Source organism: Pseudomonas sp. MF08817 (assembly GCF_059862705.1).
This window is the reverse complement of record NZ_JCBCUY010000003.1, coordinates 143,220-159,585: the sequence shown is the minus strand read 5'-3', so window position 1 is coordinate 159,585 and position 16,366 is coordinate 143,220. Positions and strand designations below refer to the sequence as shown.

Annotated in this window: 16 protein-coding genes; 9 read left to right on the top strand and 7 right to left on the bottom strand. The window is 62.8% G+C overall.

Annotated features, from left to right (window positions below):
• The first annotated feature begins 88 nt into the window (after positions 1 to 88).
• Entirely contained in the window at positions 89 to 541 is a 453-nt protein-coding gene (gene gspH / locus AC19YR_RS03425) for a type II secretion system minor pseudopilin GspH (RefSeq protein ID WP_095108494.1), read from the top strand.
• On the top strand, positions 538 to 1,149 hold the full coding sequence (locus AC19YR_RS03420) for a type II secretion system protein GspJ (RefSeq protein WP_500597146.1): 612 nt from the start codon (positions 538 to 540) through the stop codon (positions 1,147 to 1,149). Before gspH ends, AC19YR_RS03420 begins: the two co-directional genes overlap by 4 nt.
• Before the next feature lie 91 nt (positions 1,150 to 1,240).
• Here AC19YR_RS03420 and AC19YR_RS03415 read toward each other — a convergent pair whose 3' ends face one another.
• Genes AC19YR_RS03415 through AC19YR_RS03405 form a run of 3 tightly spaced genes read right to left on the bottom strand, consistent with a single transcriptional unit; the run spans position 1,241 to position 3,427 of the window.
• Entirely contained in the window at positions 1,241 to 2,191 is a 951-nt protein-coding gene (locus tag AC19YR_RS03415; protein ID WP_500597145.1) for a FecR family protein, read from the bottom strand.
• Between the two features lie 37 nt (positions 2,192 to 2,228).
• Positions 2,229 to 2,774, bottom strand: a complete 546-nt coding sequence (locus AC19YR_RS03410) for an RNA polymerase sigma factor (protein WP_095108496.1) — start codon at positions 2,772 to 2,774, stop codon at positions 2,229 to 2,231.
• Positions 2,771 to 3,427 carry an STN domain-containing protein gene (locus AC19YR_RS03405; RefSeq protein WP_500597143.1) on the bottom strand — a complete coding sequence of 219 codons (657 nt, stop codon included), beginning with the start codon at positions 3,425 to 3,427 and terminating at the stop codon, positions 2,771 to 2,773. Before AC19YR_RS03405 ends, AC19YR_RS03410 begins: the two co-directional genes overlap by 4 nt.
• A 189-nt stretch (positions 3,428 to 3,616) precedes the next feature.
• Between AC19YR_RS03405 and AC19YR_RS03400 the strand changes: the two genes are divergently transcribed.
• The gene (locus AC19YR_RS03400) at positions 3,617 to 3,931 is read left to right on the top strand and encodes a hypothetical protein (RefSeq protein ID WP_095108498.1); all 315 of its coding nucleotides are present in this window, start codon (positions 3,617 to 3,619) and stop codon (positions 3,929 to 3,931) included.
• 110 nt (positions 3,932 to 4,041) lie between these two features.
• On the opposite strand, the gene rssC is transcribed toward AC19YR_RS03400, so the two are convergent.
• Both rssC and rssB read right to left on the bottom strand, forming a co-directional pair.
• The gene (gene rssC / locus AC19YR_RS03395; protein ID WP_095108499.1) at positions 4,042 to 4,524 is read right to left on the bottom strand and encodes an anti-sigma factor antagonist RssC; all 483 of its coding nucleotides are present in this window, start codon (positions 4,522 to 4,524) and stop codon (positions 4,042 to 4,044) included.
• Positions 4,521 to 5,705 (bottom strand): two-component system response regulator RssB, encoded by a 1,185-nt coding sequence (gene rssB, locus AC19YR_RS03390; RefSeq protein WP_095108500.1) that lies wholly within the window; start codon positions 5,703 to 5,705, stop codon positions 4,521 to 4,523. Before rssB ends, rssC begins: the two co-directional genes overlap by 4 nt.
• A 275-nt stretch (positions 5,706 to 5,980) precedes the next feature.
• On the opposite strand from rssB, the gene AC19YR_RS03385 reads away from it, so the two are divergent.
• Positions 5,981 to 6,280, top strand: coding sequence for a PilZ domain-containing protein (locus tag AC19YR_RS03385; RefSeq protein ID WP_095108502.1), 300 nt, complete (start codon positions 5,981 to 5,983; stop codon positions 6,278 to 6,280).
• Positions 6,281 to 6,341: 61 nt separating this feature from the next.
• On the opposite strand, the gene AC19YR_RS03380 is transcribed toward AC19YR_RS03385, so the two are convergent.
• Entirely contained in the window at positions 6,342 to 7,031 is a 690-nt protein-coding gene (locus AC19YR_RS03380) for an MlaA family lipoprotein (protein ID WP_095108503.1), read from the bottom strand.
• A 179-nt stretch (positions 7,032 to 7,210) separates the two neighbouring features.
• On the opposite strand from AC19YR_RS03380, the gene pcrP reads away from it, so the two are divergent.
• Positions 7,211 to 7,819 carry an HAD superfamily inactivated hydrolase PcrP gene (gene pcrP / locus AC19YR_RS03375; protein WP_095108504.1) on the top strand — a complete coding sequence of 203 codons (609 nt, stop codon included), beginning with the start codon at positions 7,211 to 7,213 and terminating at the stop codon, positions 7,817 to 7,819.
• A 122-nt stretch (positions 7,820 to 7,941) separates the two neighbouring features.
• Positions 7,942 to 8,205 carry a DUF4404 family protein gene (locus tag AC19YR_RS03370; protein ID WP_500597140.1) on the top strand — a complete coding sequence of 88 codons (264 nt, stop codon included), beginning with the start codon at positions 7,942 to 7,944 and terminating at the stop codon, positions 8,203 to 8,205.
• Positions 8,206 to 8,298: 93 nt separating this feature from the next.
• Here AC19YR_RS03370 and AC19YR_RS03365 read toward each other — a convergent pair whose 3' ends face one another.
• Positions 8,299 to 13,158, bottom strand: a complete 4,860-nt coding sequence (locus tag AC19YR_RS03365; RefSeq protein ID WP_500597139.1) for an NAD-glutamate dehydrogenase — start codon at positions 13,156 to 13,158, stop codon at positions 8,299 to 8,301.
• A gap of 504 nt (positions 13,159 to 13,662) precedes the next feature.
• Here AC19YR_RS03365 and AC19YR_RS03360 point away from each other — a divergent pair.
• The 3 genes from AC19YR_RS03360 to mexE all read left to right on the top strand — a co-directional run bounded on the left by AC19YR_RS03360 (position 13,663) and on the right by mexE (position 16,364).
• Positions 13,663 to 14,019, top strand: a complete 357-nt coding sequence (locus AC19YR_RS03360; protein ID WP_095108507.1) for a hypothetical protein — start codon at positions 13,663 to 13,665, stop codon at positions 14,017 to 14,019.
• Between the two features lie 20 nt (positions 14,020 to 14,039).
• Positions 14,040 to 14,792 carry an amidohydrolase family protein gene (locus AC19YR_RS03355; RefSeq protein WP_500597138.1) on the top strand — a complete coding sequence of 251 codons (753 nt, stop codon included), beginning with the start codon at positions 14,040 to 14,042 and terminating at the stop codon, positions 14,790 to 14,792.
• A 321-nt stretch (positions 14,793 to 15,113) separates the two neighbouring features.
• Positions 15,114 to 16,364, top strand: a complete 1,251-nt coding sequence (gene mexE, locus AC19YR_RS03350) for a multidrug efflux RND transporter periplasmic adaptor subunit MexE (protein ID WP_095108509.1) — start codon at positions 15,114 to 15,116, stop codon at positions 16,362 to 16,364.
• Positions 16,365 to 16,366: the final 2 nt, after the last annotated feature.

The window sequence follows — 16,366 nt, the reverse complement described above, 5'->3', positions numbered from 1 at the left end:
CGAGCCTACAGGGCAATTCTCACGTTTTTATTTCACACGCCCATCATGTTCGCCGTGCAGGATAAAAACCGACGTCAAGGAGCGCGCGATGAAAGTCTGCAAGCAGCACGGCTTTACCCTGATCGAACTGATGGTGGTGCTGGTGATCGTCGGCATCGCCAGCGCCGCTATCAGCCTGAGCATCAAGCCCGACCCGCTGCACCTGCTGCGCAAGGATGCCGAGCAACTGGCGCAATTGCTGCAAGTGGCCCAGGCCGAAGCCCGCGCCGATGGCCGGGCGATTACCTGGCAGGCCGACGCCAAGGGCTTTCGCTTCAGCCGCCAGAACGACAACGGCAAGGGCACGGAATATTTCGACCACGACCCGCAACTGCGCCCCCGCGCCTGGCACAGCCTGCCCATGAACATCGAGGTGCAGCCGCGCCGCGCCGTGGTGCTGAACAGCGAATGGGTCACCCCGCCGCTGTCGGTGCAGCTATCGGACGGTCAGCAGCGCATCCGTGTGGAACGCAATGGCGCCGGGCGGGTGGCGGTGCAATGAAGGCCTGTCAGCGCGGCTTTACCCTGATCGAGGTGATGGTGGCGATCATGCTGATGGCGGTGGTCAGCCTGATCGCCTGGCGTGGCCTGGACAGCGTGACCCGCGCCGACAGCCATTTGCAGGCCAGCGCCGGGCAGACCGAAACCCTGCTGCGCGCACTGAACCAATTGCGCCTGGACCTGGACCTGCGCGCCACCACCGAACTGATCGAGCCGCTGCTGCAAGACGAAACGGTCAAGCCCTCTGACTCCCCGCCCGCCCTGACCTTGCGCGGCGCCGACGGCAAGGGCTTTACCCTGGATATCATCCGCGCCGACCCGCAACGCAACGGTGACCTGCAACGGGTGCGCTGGTGGCTCAAGGGCAACACCCTGTACCGCGCCGCCGCCCCAGGGCGCAGCCGCTTCCCGCTGCCGGCGCCCCAAGACGGCGTAGCCCTGCTGGAGCAAGTCAGCGAATTGAGCGTGCGCACCTGGGAACCTGGCAAAGGCTGGAAACGCCCAGCCGGCAAACGCCAGAAAAACCCCCTGGGCCTGGAGATCAGCCTGGCCCGCCAGACACCCCAAGGGGTGGAGCGCTATCGGCAAGTGGTGGGGCCGTTGGAGTGAGGTTTTTGGGGTGGTTTTTCTGTGGGAGTGGGCTTGCCCGCTCCCACAGAAAGTACAAGCCCACAGAAGAAGCTGATGAACCAGCGCCGGGTCACCCCAACAACACTACCCCACCCGGCAACTGGGTGATTTTCACGCCGTAGGCGTCGCGGATCAGCAGGGCTACGCCGGCGAGTTGGTCGAGGCTGAAGCGGGCCTGGACTTTACGCTGGCCGACCTGGGCGTTGAGCAGCAACAACATGCCGGGGCGGTAGCGGTTGATTTCGTCGATGACGGTGGCCAGGGCCGCATCTTCAAACACCAGCACACGCTGGCGCCAGGCGCTGATGGCGCCGGGGTCCACGGATTGGGGCAGGCCTACTTCCTGGCTGCTGTAGGTCAGTTGCCGCCCTGCGTGCAAGCGCAGGCTGCGGCCCTGCACGTCAAGCAGCACCGTGCCTTCGATGCAGGTCACACACACGCTCTGCTCGGTGTGGCGCACGTTGACGCGAGCCTGGGCGGCGCTGACCCAGCCGGCCCCGGCTCGCACCTTGAGGGGTGCCGTGTTACACGCCAGCACTTCAACTTCGCCGCTGAGCAGTTCCAGGCCCTGGCCGCCGTCCGGCGCGGTGCGGTGGTTGAGGCGAGTCTGGGTGTTGAGCTCGATGCGATCCCCGCCCGCCAGATCGATGCCGCGCTGTTCCCCGACCTGGGTGCTGTAATCGGCGCCCAGCCCAGCAACGCCGCCGGGCAGGCTGGTTTGCAGCAACAGGGCACCGAGCGAGGCAGCAATCGCCCCACCCAGAAAGGCGCGCCGGCCAAAGCGCCGCGGCTGCGCTTGCTGTTGCAGGCGTTCAGCGGCCGGTTTCAGGCTTTGCCACAGGGCTTTGCTCTGCTCGAACGCCAAGGCGTGCTCGGGGCTTTGCGCGCACCATTGGCGCAGCGCCCGGGCATCGGCCGCGTTGGCGGTGCCGGAGGTGAGCAAAACCAGCCAATCCCGGGCTTCGCTCTGCAAGCGGGCGTCCGGTGGCGCCGGGGGTTTGGGGAAGGGAAGGATGTTCAAACGCTTACATACTCGAAAAATGTGCGGGGCTCTTCTTTCATGACGGTTTTCCCGCACCGGGACCGAACCGCTGAATGACTTTTCTTTCCAGGCGCGCGGCGCAATGGCCCAGGGCGGCCTTGAGTTCTTTTTCCACCATGCGCGTGGAAATACCGAAGCGCTGGGAGATTTCCAGGTGCGGGGCTTCCTCCAGGCGCGCCGCGATGAAGATCTGCCGTCGCCGCGCCGGCAGCTCGTAGAGGGCGCTGAGCAAGGACTGGACCTCCTTCTGCCCGCCCACCACTCGCGCCGGGTCGAGGGTTTCATCGCTGATGTGCAGCAGCTCTTCCACCTCGCTGCCCGTCAACAGGCGCGCATCGGATTCGCGCCGGTCGGCGGCGATGTTCAGCGCCATGCGGTACAGGTAGGCGTTGGGTTGCAACAGGTTGGGCGGCTCGTCCATGCGGTCGACCCGCAGGTAGGTTTCGTGGAGCACGTCGTTGGCCAAGTCCTCCGACCCCAGGCGCCGGCGCAGGCGCTCGCGAAAGTCCTCGTAGGAGCTCAGGAACAACCTGACCATCGCGCTTTGCCCGTTGGTTTTCATGGCCCCCAGGTTCCTTCCTGTTCTTTGCATTCCATGCGTGCCCCTGTTTGGTCCGGCAGTAAAAGCAGGGTCACCGGTTGGCGCAATGAACTGGGCGCCGCCCGGTCGATCCTGAGGTTTCGCAAGCTTTCCAACAGCGCGCCATCGCGCTCCCCATCGCCGGTGGAGGCCAGCAGGCGACTATGCTGGACCCGCCCGTCACGCCCCACCCACACCTGCAACGCCGCGCGGAAGCTGCCGGGGTGCGTCAGCGGCGAGCGGCACAAGGCCCGCTCGATGCTGCGCTGAATGACCGTGGCATAGCTGCTGCCCGGCGCGACCGCGCCCGCGCCTTTGCCTGTAACCGGGGGCGCTTCGTCGCGCACCTGCGCCGTTTGCAAGGTGAAGGCGTCGGCACGGGCGTAGCGGGCCATCAGGCCACTGCCAGTGAGCAACCGCTCCAACCCCTCGCCAGCGCTGTAGCGGCCTTTGACCTGCAACGAACGACGACCCTGGGTCAACTCGCGATCCACCAGCACCGCCATGCCCGTGGCGTGGCTGAACTGCGCCAGGGCAGCGGCCAGGTCCTGGGCGGGAATGTCCAGCTCGACCGGCGCGGCCTGGGCGGGCGCGCAAACCCAAACCACGCACAATGCCAATAGCGTGTACACCATCCCTCGACGCCCGACCCTGGCTTTGCCTTGCTGCACGGCGGCCTGTCCCTGAAAACCGTCATCCTGAAGGCTGTTTATGAATCTGGTATGACGGCCACTGCAAAAAAACCATCATCACCTATCAAAACGCCATGACGTAGACTCAAGCCCTTAATGCCCCTCTCTCGGGGGCAGGCCAGGAGGCCCGATATGAAACGAATGCTCGTACTCACCTGCAGCCTACTGATGGCCGGTACCCTGCCCTGGGCCCAAGCGCAAGAGGGGCAACAAAACTGCGTCGAGGTACAGGTCAATGGTTACAAGGCCCCCGACTACAACTGCCTGAGCCAGCAGTTGAGCAACCCCGATGGCACTGCCGCCCAGCAGAAAAACCAGGAGGCAATGCAGGTGCCGGTGCACAAACGCCCACCCAACCAGGTCGGCCTCGCCACCCCGGCGGCTACCAGCGTGCGCATGGGCAACACCTTCGGCACCTCGGTCAAGCCCCAGCGCCCGACGCCTTGACTGGCCGCCGAGGTCGCCCTGGCGGCACGGGCCCACCGGCAAGCAGCCCAATCGCAGGCATGAAAAAGGCGACGCCCGTTGGGGAGTCGCCTTTTTTTGTCAGCTCTGTCTCAATGCCGTTCTAGGGCATTGACCAGGTCGTGGAAGGCTTCGCGATTGGACTCGTTCAGGCCCATGAGGATCTTGTGCGCCTCCAGCACCTTGATGCGCACCACCTCTTCGGACTGATCCTGCTCCGGCAGGTCGGTCAGGCACTCGGGGCATGGCACCGGGTGATCGACGATGTTGAACACTTGGTCAAACCCCATGGACTCCAGCAGCCGGGTGATGTCTTCGTGGGTGGTGACCACAGTGGGCAACAGGCCGACCTTCTGGCGCGAGAGGATCGACAGCTTGGCCAGCAGGCCCAGGGTGGTGCTGTCGATGCTGCGGGTTTCGGTCAGATCGATGACGATCGCCGAGAAGTTCAGCGCGGTGAAGATCCGCTCGATCGTCGTATCCAGCGCTGAACACAGGGTCAGGCGCACTTCGCCGACGAATTTCAGGACAAAGGTGCCGTCCTGCTCGGCGAATTGGATTCTACCGGTACTCATTGAAGATTCCTGCTCAACACCATCAGGGCGATATCATCCGGCATCTCCCCTAACGTGGCCAATCCAAAAACCTGCCGCAGGCCATCCAGGCTGCCGCCCGCTGCTCTCACCCGTTCGGGCAAGGCTGCTTCTTTTTCTTTGAGTGTCGGTTCGGGCAAAAGGTCCAGAATGCCATCAGACATCAGCGTCAAGCTGAACACTGGCGGCAGTTCCAGTACGTGGTCTTCGTAGGTGGCCTCGTTGAACAAGCCCACCGGAAGCCCACGCCCGTCGAGATAACGAACACTGTCAGGCGTGTACAACACCGGCAATGGCAAATGACCGCCAATGCTATAAGTCAACAAACCCGTCTCCTCGTCGATGACACCACCGACCATCGTGACATGTTTGCCCAGCTTACAGCTGATGAGGCCCCGGTTGATATGGCCGAGTACCTCCGAGGGCTTGAACTCAGGCAGCGTGCCGTTGCGCCGCGACTCGAACAGCAGGCGCGTGGTCATGAACTTGAGCAGTACGGTGACGAACGCGGACGACGCGCCATGCCCGGACACGTCGGCCAGGTAGAACGCCACGCGGCGCTCATCGACCCGGAAGTAATCGACGAAATCGCCGGACAGGTACAACGACGGAATGATTTGGTGCGCGAACTGGAATTCGTCGATGGCCCAAGGGCTGACCGGCAGCATGTTCATCTGCACCTGGCGCCCGGCGTTCTGGTCTTCCTGCAGCAGGTTGAGGCTGGCTTCGAGTTCGCGGTTGGCGGTCTCAAGCTTCTCGCGATAGCGCTGGTTCTCCAGCAGCAGGCGCGCCCGGTCGAGCGCCCGGCGCACGGAGTGTTCCAGCACGGCGAGGTCTTCGAGGGGTTTTATCAGGTAATCGGCGGCGCCCAGACGCAAGGCTTCAACGGCATCGTTCATTACACCGGCACCGGAGACGACTATCACAGGGGTCTGCGGCGCAAGGTCGGTAACGTGGCGAATGAGTTCCAGGCCGCCCATCTGCGGCATGCGCAGGTCGCAGATCACCAGGTCGGGCTGGGCTTGCTCGAAGACCTTGAGACCCTGCTGGCCATTACCGGCCTGAAGGACGCTGAATCCACTGTCTTCCAAATAGGCGGCGAGGCTTTCGCGCACTACTTCGTCGTCATCGATTATCAGCAGCGTGGCACTGGTTTTCTGCATGTGGGCAAACGGCGCCAGAATGAGGTTGGCGTAGGCGCACCGGTCGAGGACCTGGGTTGCACTACTTAGATTCGCTTTCTAGCCTCTCTGGCTCGCGGCTGCGGGAGGTTTCCCGGTGGCCCGTGAGTCAGAGGTGCCCTTGTAAGGCGCAGACGGTACTCCCATCCGCCGGGGGTTTCAAGCTCATGCCGATGGTCACCAGGCGTCTTTACAGCACAAATCACCGGGAGTTATAAGAACAGGCAAATCCGTAACGGAATCGAAGGACAAAGCCCATGAGCCAAAACAATCGTGACTACAGTGAAAAGCGTGATTACATCCGCATGCGCGTCGATGCCGATGTCACCCTCCTTCACGAAGGCCAGGTCATTTCAGCAGTCTGCATCGACCTTTCCAGCAGCGGCATGCAGGTCCAGGCGCCGCGGGCCTTTAAGGTCGGTGACCAGCTCAGCGTAAAGATCGATTCCGAGTACCCGGCACTGGCGGGTTTGGAGGCCGAGACCGAGGTGGTGTGGGTCAAGCAGGCCGAGGATGAAAGCCAAAGGCTGGGGCTGACCATCCTGAAAATGAACTGACAGCCCACTGCAACGCAAGAAGGCGGCCCGAGGGCCGCCTTCTTTATAAGTATCGCCGGATTTAAAAGTCGTCTTCGACCTGGCCATCCTTGACCTTGAACTCGCGGTTCTGCAGGTAGGCGTTGCGGATAAACACGTACTTGTCGCCGTTAATCAGCTTCTCGGCCGACAACAGGCTGGCACGAGTGTCGATAACGTCCATGCCGATGGCCATGTTGCGGCTCGGTACGTGGTCCATGTAACGGTAGGGTTCGCCGTAGCTGTCGACGTACTTGGCCGGCGCGTCGCGCAAGGTGCTGGGGCCGAAGAACGGCAGCATCAGGTACGGGCCACTGGGCACGCCCCAATAGCCGAGGGTCTGGCCGAAGTCTTCGTCGTTGCGTTGCAGGCCCATTTGGGTGCCCACGTCGAAGAAGCCCAACAGACCGAAGGTGGTGTTGAAGATCAACCGCGCCGTATCCACTCCCGCCGCTTGGGGCTTGAGCTGAAAGACATCGTTGGCCAGGTTGCCGACGTCACCGACGTTGCGGAACATGTTGTGGATGCCGTCTTCGAGAAACTGCGGGGTGATCGCTTGATAACCCTTGGCCAGCGGCTTGAGGCCGTAGGTGTCGAGCACATCGTTGAACTTGTAGATCGGGCGGTTGATGCTTTCCCAAGGGTCTTCCTGCGTGGCGGCCTGAACCGCAAACGGCGCCAGTAGCACACTGGAACAAACACATAGCTGAGCTAGACGATGGCTCCAGCGCATATAAGAAACTCCTTGGTAATGACTGTCTCGGGCGCTGGGCCCAGGCAATAAGCTCGCTAGTATAAGGCGGATCGGCCGATTAGGCAGCACTTGTAAACGGCCGTGCCACCGTCACCTGGGCGTCACCGGACTGTCATCGATCGGCCTTAGCCTATGAAACCATTTCAGAGGCACTGCCCATGCTCCATGCTGCCCCCCTGCCCGGCCCCGTTCCCACCCTCACCGCCGTGCTGTTTGGCCTCAGTGGCTGCCTAGTGGATTTCGGTGCCCGTACCCGCCACCAGGACGCTGGCGGCGAAACCATCCACACCACGCCCGGCGCGCTGGACATCCTGAATGCGTTACGCAGCCAAGGCATTCCCTGCGCCTGGCTCGATGAGCTAGCGGCCGATACCTGCACGCACCTGGCCCAATCACTGCCCGAAGGCATCGTCGCCGCCCCCAACCAACACCCGTGGCCGACGCCCCACGCCTGCTGGGCGGCGCTGATGGCCTTGAACGTCGAACGCCTGGACGGCTGCGTGCTGGTCAGCGGTGAACCACGCCTGCTGCAATCGGGCCTCAATGCCGGGCTGTGGACCATCGGCCTGGCGTCCTGTGGTTCGCTGTGTGGTCTGGCGCCCAGCCAATGGCAGGCCCTCAGTCAGCAGGAACGGGAGCAAAAACGCGGCAAGGCCACCCTGCAACTGTTCAACCTGGGAGTGCACTCGGTGATCGATCACCTGGGCGACCTGCCCACCTGCCTGGCGGACATCAGCCTGCGCCGCCTCAAAGGCGAAAAGCCCTGACCGATCAATGTTGATTGAGATCATGCACGCGGCCTGCCGGTGCATTACTCTGCAAGGCGTAGGCATGGACCTTTCGCCCCCCGGTGCGGTCCATGCCAGTGACTATCTATAAGGAGAACGCCATGCCTGCCCGCGACCTGCAAGAACAGCTCAATACACTGCGCGAGCAACTGGAGCAAAACCCGCCCCTTTCACAAGAAGAGCGCGGCCATTTGCACGAGCTGATGGCTCAGATCGAGGCGCAGATCGAACTCGAAACCCAGACCCAGAACACCAGCCTGGCCGACAATGTGAACTTGGCCGTGGAACGCTTTGAACTTGACCACCCCGCCCTGGCCAGCACCTTACGCAACATAGTGCAGACCCTGGGCAATATCGGCATCTGAAGCCTAGGCCAAGCGATCCCGCCCCCGCCCAGCGCACACAAAAAAGCCCCGTATCTCGCGATACGGGGCTTTTTATTAAGGCTAATCAGCGGTTCACACCACCGATTGACCGCTCAACGCCAGGTCCAGCAGCTCGCGGTTGGCCACCGCGTACATGGCGTAGTCGGTGCCGCTGGCGGCACGCAACTCCACCAGCATGGCGCGCCAGCGCTCGACCATGCCATGGTGCTGCTCGATCCACAGCGCCAGGCGTGCTTCCACGTCCAACTCACCGTCGCCCATTTGCAGGACCGAGATGGTGATCGCCCGTTGCTGCCAGTCGATGTCATCACGGAACGCTTCACGGGCCAGGGCTTGCCAGTTGTTTTCCACCGCCAGTGCGCTGATCTGTTGCAGGTACCAGGTCAGGTCCAGCTCGCTGCCCACGGCAAAGTAGGCCTTGGCCACATCGGCCGCATTCTGGCCAGTGACGTCCGCCGCTTCGATGATCGGCAGCAAGGTGTACAGGTGCGTGGTCCCGGCCACCATCCGCGCCAGCAACTCGGGCACGCCAGCTTCGACGTAAGCCTGGTAGCGGGTCTGCCAGCCTTCGCGGGTCGGCCCTTCGAGCAGTTCGTCGAGTTTCAGGCCCAGGGCGGCCAGGTGCGGGCCGAAGTGCGCGACGTCACGGGCAGCGTTCTGCTCGTTGCGCCGACTGCGCAGGAACCAACGCGTGGCGCGGCGGCCCAGGCGCATCAGTTCGTCCATCAGCTCCAGTTGCACGTCGGCCGAGACCTGGTGGTCCAGGGCTTCGATCTGACGGAACCAGTGCGGGAGATGGAAAATGTCACGCACGATCACATAGGCGCCGGCCACGTTCGCCGGGCTCATCCCGGTGGACTCCTTGAGGCGCTGGACGAAGGTGATGCCCATGTGGTTGACCAGGTCGTTGGCGATCTGGGTGCTGACGATTTCGCGCTTGAGGCGGTGACGGCGCATCGCTTCGGCGAACTTGCTCACCAGCATCGGCGGGAACGCGGTTTCCATGTCGCGGGTCAGGTAGTCGTCGTCCGGCACCTGGGAACCGAGCAGGGCTTCCTTGAGGTCGATCTTGCTGTAGGAGATCAGCACCGACAGCTCAGCACGGGTCAGGCCCTGGCCCGCCGCGACGCGCTCGACCAGTTGCTCTTCGGACGGCAGGAACTCGATGGCACGGTCTAGCTTGCCGCGACCTTCGAGGTCGTTCATCAAGCGCTTGTACTCAGCGATTCGCTCGTAGGCACGGCGGGCCGCCAGGGACAAGGCCTGAGTCTGCTTGTAGTTGTTGCCCAACACCAAGCCACCGACTTCGTCGGTCATGCTGGCCAGCAACTGGTTGCGTTGCTTGTCCGTCATGTCGCCGGCCTGCACCACTTCGTTGAGCAGGATCTTGATGTTCACTTCATGGTCGGAACAGTCCACGCCGCCGGCGTTGTCGATGAAGTCGGTGTTGGAACCACCGCCATTAAGGCCGAACTCGACGCGGCCCAACTGGGTCATGCCCAGGTTACCACCCTCGCCCACCACTTTGCAGCGCAGTTCGTTGCCATTGACCCGCAGGGCGTCGTTGGCCTTGTCGCCGACATCGGCGTGGCTTTCAGTGCTGGCCTTGACGTAAGTACCGATGCCGCCATTCCACAGCAAGTCCACCGGTGCCTTGAGCAAGGCGTTGAGCAGTTCGGTTGGGGTCAGCTTGTCGGCCTGGATGGCGAAGCGTTCTTTCATCTGCGGCGAGATGGCGATGCTTTTCGCGCTACGCGAAAAGATACCGCCGCCCTCGGACATGATGCTGGTGTCGTAGTCGCTCCAGGCCGAACGCGGCAGCTCGAACAGGCGCTTGCGCTCAACGAAGCTGTTGGCGGGTTCAGGGTTGGGGTCGACGAAGATATGCAAGTGGTTGAAAGCGGCCACCAGTTGCAGCTTGTCAGACATCAGCAAACCGTTGCCAAACACGTCGCCAGCCATGTCGCCCACGCCGACCACAGTAATGCTGTCTTCCTGGACATTGATGCCGCGCTCGCGGAAGTGGCGCTGCACGCCCACCCATGCGCCCTTGGCGGTGATGCCCATTTTCTTGTGGTCGTAACCTGCCGAGCCGCCCGAGGCAAACGCATCGCCGAGCCAGAAGCCGTAATCGATGGCGATGCCATTGGCGATATCGGAGAAGGTCGCGGTGCCCTTGTCGGCCGCCACCACCAGGTACGGGTCGTCGTTGTCATGGCGCACGACGTTGACCGGTGGCACCAAGGTGCCGTCCTTGAGGTTGTCGGTGATGTCCAACAGGCCCGAGATGAAGATGCGGTAGCAGGCGATGCCTTCGGCCGCAATCTCGTCCCGGCTACCGCCCAAGGGCAGGCGACGGGGCAGGAAACCGCCCTTGGCGCCCACCGGCACGATAACCGAGTTCTTCACTTGCTGAGCTTTAACCAGGCCCAGGACTTCGGTTCGGAAGTCTTCTTCGCGGTCGGACCAGCGCAGGCCGCCACGGGCAACGTTGCCAAAGCGCAGGTGCACGCCTTCGACCCGTGGCGAGTAGACGAAGATCTCGAACTTCGGCACAGGCTTGGGCAGCTCTGGAATGGCATGGGGGTTGAACTTGAAGCTGAAGTAAGACTTGTTCTGGCCCTTGGCGTCGGTCTGGTAGAAGTTGGTACGCAGCGTGGCCTTAATCAGGTCCAGGTAGCGGCGCAGGATACGGTCTTCGTTGAGTACCTGGACATCGTCCAGGGCGGTAAGGATCGCTTGCTCCAGACGCTGCTGCTTGTCATCCAGGTCATCGCCACTGAGCTTGCGCGCCAGGTAGAAACGGGTCTTGAACAACCGGGTCAACTCGCGGGCGATGTCGGTGTGGTTGTTCAGCGTGCTGGCGATGTAACCCAGGTCGAAGCCCAGGCGGATCTGCTTGAGGTAGCGAGCGTAGGCGCGCAGCAGCGCCACATCGCGCCATGGCAGGCCGGCCGTGAGCACAAGGCGGTTGAAGGCGTCGTTCTCCGCGTCGCCGCGCACGATGTGCACGAAGGCGTCTTGCAGGGTGTCATTGAGCTGCTGGATATCCAGGTTCAGGCCTTCAGCAGCAGTGAACGCGAAGTCATGGATCCAGAACTCGCGGCCGTTGCTGTGGCGCAGGCGATACGGGAACTCACCCAGCACACGCAGGCCGAGGTTTTCCAGGATCGGCAGCACGTCCGACAGCGCCAGCGGCGTGTCCGCGTGATACAGCTTGCAGTGCAGCTCCTGCTGGCCGGTGACATGGCCCAGGGGCTGGTAGAAGCTCATCACCAGCGGGTTTTCCTGGGTCAGGTTCAGCAAGTGCTGCATATCGACCACGGCCGAGTGCGCGGCGAAACGCTCGCGGTAGCCGGCCGGGAAGCCCTTGGGGAAGTCCGCCAGCACGTTGGTGCCGTGGGCCTCGCCAAAGCTCTCGACCACCAGGCTGGCATAGTCGTCCTGCCAACTGCGGCAGGCCTGCACCACTTCTTTTTCCAGCAACAGCGGGTCGATATCCAGGCGATTCTTCGGGTCTACCCGCAGGATCAACTGCACACGCGCCAACACCGACTCGGAGAAGAAGGTCCAGAACTCGCAATCGCTGGCCTTGAGGCGGTCCATCAGCACTTGCTGGATTTTCTGCCGCACTTCGGTGGAGTAGATGTCGCGCGGCACGTAGGCCAAGCAGTAGCAGAAACGGCCGTAGGGGTCTTTGCGCAGGAACACGCGGATCTTGTTGCGTTCCTGGATTTGCACGATGGACATCACGGTGCTGAACAGTTCATCCACCGGGGTCTGGAACAGGTCATCGCGGGGCAGCACTTCGACCACCTGGGCCAGTTCCTTGCCCAGGTGCGCCTTGGCCTGGAAGCCCGAGCGGCGCTCGATTTCCTCGACCTTGCGGCGGATGTAGGGAATGACCCGCACGCTCTCGCCGTACACCGAGGAGGTGTACAGGCCCATGAAGCGGCATTCCTTGATGACCTTGCCATCGGCGTCGATCTCGCGGATCGACACGTAGTCGGGGTAGGCCGGGCGGTGTACGCGGCTTGGGTGCGCAGCCTTGGCAAACGACAGCGGAGTCGGTTCGCGCAGGTAGTTGACGGCGTAGTCTTCGATGCGCAGGTCATCGGCGGTGAGGCCGGCGCGCAACAGTTTGGTCAGGCCCAGGAACGACGACGGGTCGTATTCGATGTGGCCGCCATCGGCCTCATCGCGCACCACGAACTCTTCATAGCCCAGGAAAGTGAAGTGGTTGCCCACCAACCATTCCAGGAAGCTCTTGATCTCGGCTTTTTCATCGCCGTCGATGGCAAAACGGCTGTGGTCCAGACCGGTCAGCAGTTCCTGGACCTTGGCTTTCATCGGCTCGAAATCGGCCACTGCGACCCGCACTTCGCCCAACACCTGCTCCAGCTCCTTGCTCAACACATTGAGCTCGGCGGCGTTGGCGCAGCGGTCGATTTCCAGGTACATCAGCGACTCTTGCAGCACGTCGTCGCCCTGGGTGCCCTTGGGCAGGATTTCCAGCAACTCGCCCTTGGCGCCGCGGCGCACGCTCAACACGGTGGTTTGCAGGGTGTGGATGCTGTAGCCCCGGCGGTTGAGCTCGGTACGCACCGAGTCCACCAGGAACGGCAGGTCGTGGTGCAGCACCTCGACCGCGGTGTGGGTCGATTGCCAGCCATGGCGCTCGTAATCGGGGTTGTACACGCGCACCTGGGGCTGGGCGTGGTCAAAACGCTCCAGCAGGCGCCAGGCAGACAGGGTGCAACCGGCCAGGTCGGACATCCGACGCTGGGTCAGTTCATCCAGGGAAATGATGCCGAAAAATTGCTCGGCGAACAGCGCCACTTGTGGCAGTGCCTGTTCACTGATGTGCTGGGCCAGTGCTGCTTGCAGTTGGTGCTGGAAGTCGGCTTTGCTGGCTGCGGTGAAAAACGCCATCTGTGGTACTCCGCTTGGGCTTGTTATTGATGGAAGCGTCGCGTGCAACCCCTTGCGGGGTGAGTCGCCATCCTGGTCCTGATGCTCGGGTAGAGCGTTGCAGGACGGCAGGAGGATGAAGCCGGACATGACCGCCAGGTCACATCCCCCTTCACGGCAGATGGGCATCTGCAAAAGCGACTGGCGGCGTGCCGCCAATGCCTTTACAGGTGTCCATCCGTTGCGCAGCTTAACGAGTGCGGCAACGCGCCTGCTTGCGGTGCTGCGACATATTCGGTCACAGGCACGCTGCTCACTGGGCAGACCCTGGAACAACCCTAGCAGTCACGTAGGAAAACACTGTTTTTAACGAATGAATCGCACCCAGCAAGCGCATGAAATGACCGACACCCAGCCTGCCGCCCATAAAGCGTCCCGCCAACACAAGCCAGCAGAAATCCCCCGAGGCTGGCAGAATCGCACCCTGCCCGCTCACACACCGCTCTTGGAGCCAGGAATCTCTCTATGCAAATGACCACCGCCCACCTGATCGCCAACCCGTGCGACGACGAAGAAGACAACATGGCCATGCTGTGCTGCCACAGCAACCAGGGCGACATGTTCCTGATGACCCGCTACCCCGACGAAGACGAACTGGAAATCACCCTAGACGGCGAACCTTCAACCCTTGAAGGCGTCAAGGTCACCCTCAGCCCCACTCACCTGCTGATCGAAATCGCCGCAGGCGACAACGACGCCCTCAATGGCGACGATCATCTGGAAATTCACCACAGCACCGCCGCCGGCGACTTGGCAGAAGTGGAACTGACTTTGCAAAACATCCTCAAGGGCACAGGGACCTACATCAGCCAACTGGCGTAAACCCGAATGCGGAGATTGCCATGGCTTCGCCGATTTTCGATGCTCATTGCCACATTATCGACCCCAACTACCCACTGATCGCCAACCAGGGCTTTTTGCCTGACGCCTTCACGGTGGACGACTACCGAGCCCAGGCCGAGCCCCTCGGGATGGTGGGCGGTGCCGTGGTGTCCGGCTCCTTCCAGGGTTTCGACCAACGCTACCTGCTCGCCGCCCTGCAACGCCTGGGGCCCGGGTTTGTCGGCGTCACCCAGTTGCCCGAGGACGTCAGCGATGCGCAACTGCTGGCGCTCGATGCCGCCGGCGTGCGCGCCTTGCGCTTTAACCTCAAACGCGGCGGTTCGGCGCCACTGGAGCAATTGGAGGCCATGGCCTTGCGGGTGCATGCCAACCTGGGCTGGCATGTGGAGCTGTATGTCGATGCGCGGGAGCTGCCCGACCTGGAAACGCGCCTGCTGCGCCTACCGGCCGTGAGTATCGACCACCTGGGCCTGAGCCACGCGGGCTTGCCCAGTGTGCTGCGCCTGGCCGAGCAAGGTGTGCGCATCAAGGCCTGCGGCTTTGGCCGGGTGGATTTCGCCGTGGCACCGGTGCTGCAACACATCCACCGCGCCAACCCCCATGCCTTGATGTTCGGCAGCGACCTGCCCTCCACCCGCGCGCCACGCGCTTTTGAAGCCGGGGACATTGCCCTGCTGGCCGACGCCCTGGGCGAAGACGGCGCCCGCATGGCGCTGTGGGACAATGCGCGGCGTTTTTACCGCTTGGGCTGACTGAGAAAACTATCGCGAGCCGGCTCGCACAGTTGAACGGTGGTGCGGATGGGATGTTCGTTTTTCCTCTGTGTGCGAGCCTGCTCGCGATGGCGGCACGCAGTGGCGATGACGAATAGTCGGGGTAAGACTGTTGCTGCCACAGAGGCAGGCCCCCAACCATCAACGATATTGATAGCCGCCTAACGAACCCCCCGTCCCAGAGGGCTATGGCGCGGCTTATATCATTGCGGATGATAGTTACCTTCGCCTCATTCGATTCGTGACTTGCACCCGCGCCACGCATCATCCGCCCATCTCACTACATTGGCGGATGCATCCATGGAACAGTCACTCAAACATTTGCGCTATCCCCTCGCCGCGTTGGCGGTGCTGGTGATGAGCGCATGCGGCAAGGCCCCGGAGACGGCCGCCAATATGCCTGCCACCAAAGTCAGCGTGGCCAAGGTGCTGGAACAACCGGTCAACGAGTGGGACGAGTTCACCGGCCGCCTCGAAGCCCCAGAAACCGTAGAGATCCGCCCGCGCGTGTCGGGCCAGATCGACCAGGTGGCGTTCACCGAAGGCGCCCTGGTGAAAAAGGGCGACGTGCTGTTCCAGATCGACCCCCGGCCGTTCCAGGCCCAGGTGCGGCGCCTCGAAGCCCAGCTGCAACAGGCCCGCGCCAGCGCCAACCGCAGCGAAAACGAAGCCCAGCGCGGCGAGCGCCTGCGCACCAACAACGCGATTTCCGCTGAACTGGCCGACTCGCGCACCAGCGCCGCCCAGGAAGCCCGGGCCGGTGTGGCAGCCATCCAGGCCGAACTGGACCTGGCCAAGCTCAACCTGAGTTTCACCCGCGTCACCTCGCCCATCAGTGGCCGCGTCAGCCGTGCCCAGATCACCGCCGGCAACCTGGTCAGCGCCGACACCACGGCCCTGACCAGCGTGGTGTCCACCGACAAGGTCTACGCCTACTTCGACGCCGACGAGCGCGTGTACCTCAAGTACACCGAGCTGGCGCGCCAGGGCCAACGCGGCCAGACCACCCCGGTGTACCTGGGCCTGTCCAACGAAGACGGCCACCCGCACCTGGGCCAGATGAACTTCGTCGACAACCAGGTCAACCCCAAAACCGGCACCATCCGTGGCCGCGCGGTGTTCGACAACCGTGACAGCAGCTACACCCCAGGCCTGTATGCGCGCCTGAAACTGGTGGGCAGCGGCACCTATTCGGCGGTGCTCATCAGCGACGAAGCCGTGGGTACTGACCTGGGCAAGAAGTTCGTGCTGGTGATGGACGGCGACAAGTCCACTTACCGCGCCGTGGAACTGGGGCCCAAGATCGAAGGCCTGCGCATCGTGCGCAGCGGCCTGAGCAAGGACGACACCATCATCGTCAAGGGCCTGCAACGGGTACGCCCCGGTGCGCCGGTGGCGCCCGAGGTCATTCCCATGGCCGACCAGGCCACCCTCGCCGCTCTGGCACAACAACGACAAGCGCTTGAAGCCAGCAACCTGCCGCAGGTCACCCCTGCCAAGGCTGCGCCAGGCTCGGCGGTAAAACTGGCCGCTGCCACGCCACGCGGTTAAGG

Bases quoted from the DNA above. Each gene is read 5' to 3' on its own strand.
- gspH (WP_095108494.1), top strand. From the start codon at position 89: ATGAAAGTCTGCAAGCAGCACGGCTTTACCCTGATCGAACTGATGGTG.
- AC19YR_RS03420 (WP_500597146.1), top strand. From the start codon at position 538: ATGAAGGCCTGTCAGCGCGGCTTTACCCTGATCGAGGTGATGGTGGCG.
- AC19YR_RS03410 (WP_095108496.1), bottom strand. From the start codon at position 2,774: ATGAAAACCAACGGGCAAAGCGCGATGGTCAGGTTGTTCCTGAGCTCC.
- AC19YR_RS03405 (WP_500597143.1), bottom strand. From the start codon at position 3,427: ATGGTGTACACGCTATTGGCATTGTGCGTGGTTTGGGTTTGCGCGCCC.
- AC19YR_RS03400 (WP_095108498.1), top strand. From the start codon at position 3,617: ATGAAACGAATGCTCGTACTCACCTGCAGCCTACTGATGGCCGGTACC.
- rssC (WP_095108499.1), bottom strand. From the start codon at position 4,524: ATGAGTACCGGTAGAATCCAATTCGCCGAGCAGGACGGCACCTTTGTC.
- rssB (WP_095108500.1), bottom strand. From the start codon at position 5,705: ATGCAGAAAACCAGTGCCACGCTGCTGATAATCGATGACGACGAAGTA.
- AC19YR_RS03385 (WP_095108502.1), top strand. From the start codon at position 5,981: ATGAGCCAAAACAATCGTGACTACAGTGAAAAGCGTGATTACATCCGC.
- AC19YR_RS03380 (WP_095108503.1), bottom strand. From the start codon at position 7,031: ATGCGCTGGAGCCATCGTCTAGCTCAGCTATGTGTTTGTTCCAGTGTG.
- pcrP (WP_095108504.1), top strand. From the start codon at position 7,211: ATGCTCCATGCTGCCCCCCTGCCCGGCCCCGTTCCCACCCTCACCGCC.
- AC19YR_RS03370 (WP_500597140.1), top strand. From the start codon at position 7,942: ATGCCTGCCCGCGACCTGCAAGAACAGCTCAATACACTGCGCGAGCAA.
- AC19YR_RS03365 (WP_500597139.1), bottom strand. From the start codon at position 13,158: ATGGCGTTTTTCACCGCAGCCAGCAAAGCCGACTTCCAGCACCAACTG.
- AC19YR_RS03360 (WP_095108507.1), top strand. From the start codon at position 13,663: ATGCAAATGACCACCGCCCACCTGATCGCCAACCCGTGCGACGACGAA.
- AC19YR_RS03355 (WP_500597138.1), top strand. From the start codon at position 14,040: ATGGCTTCGCCGATTTTCGATGCTCATTGCCACATTATCGACCCCAAC.
- mexE (WP_095108509.1), top strand. From the start codon at position 15,114: ATGGAACAGTCACTCAAACATTTGCGCTATCCCCTCGCCGCGTTGGCG.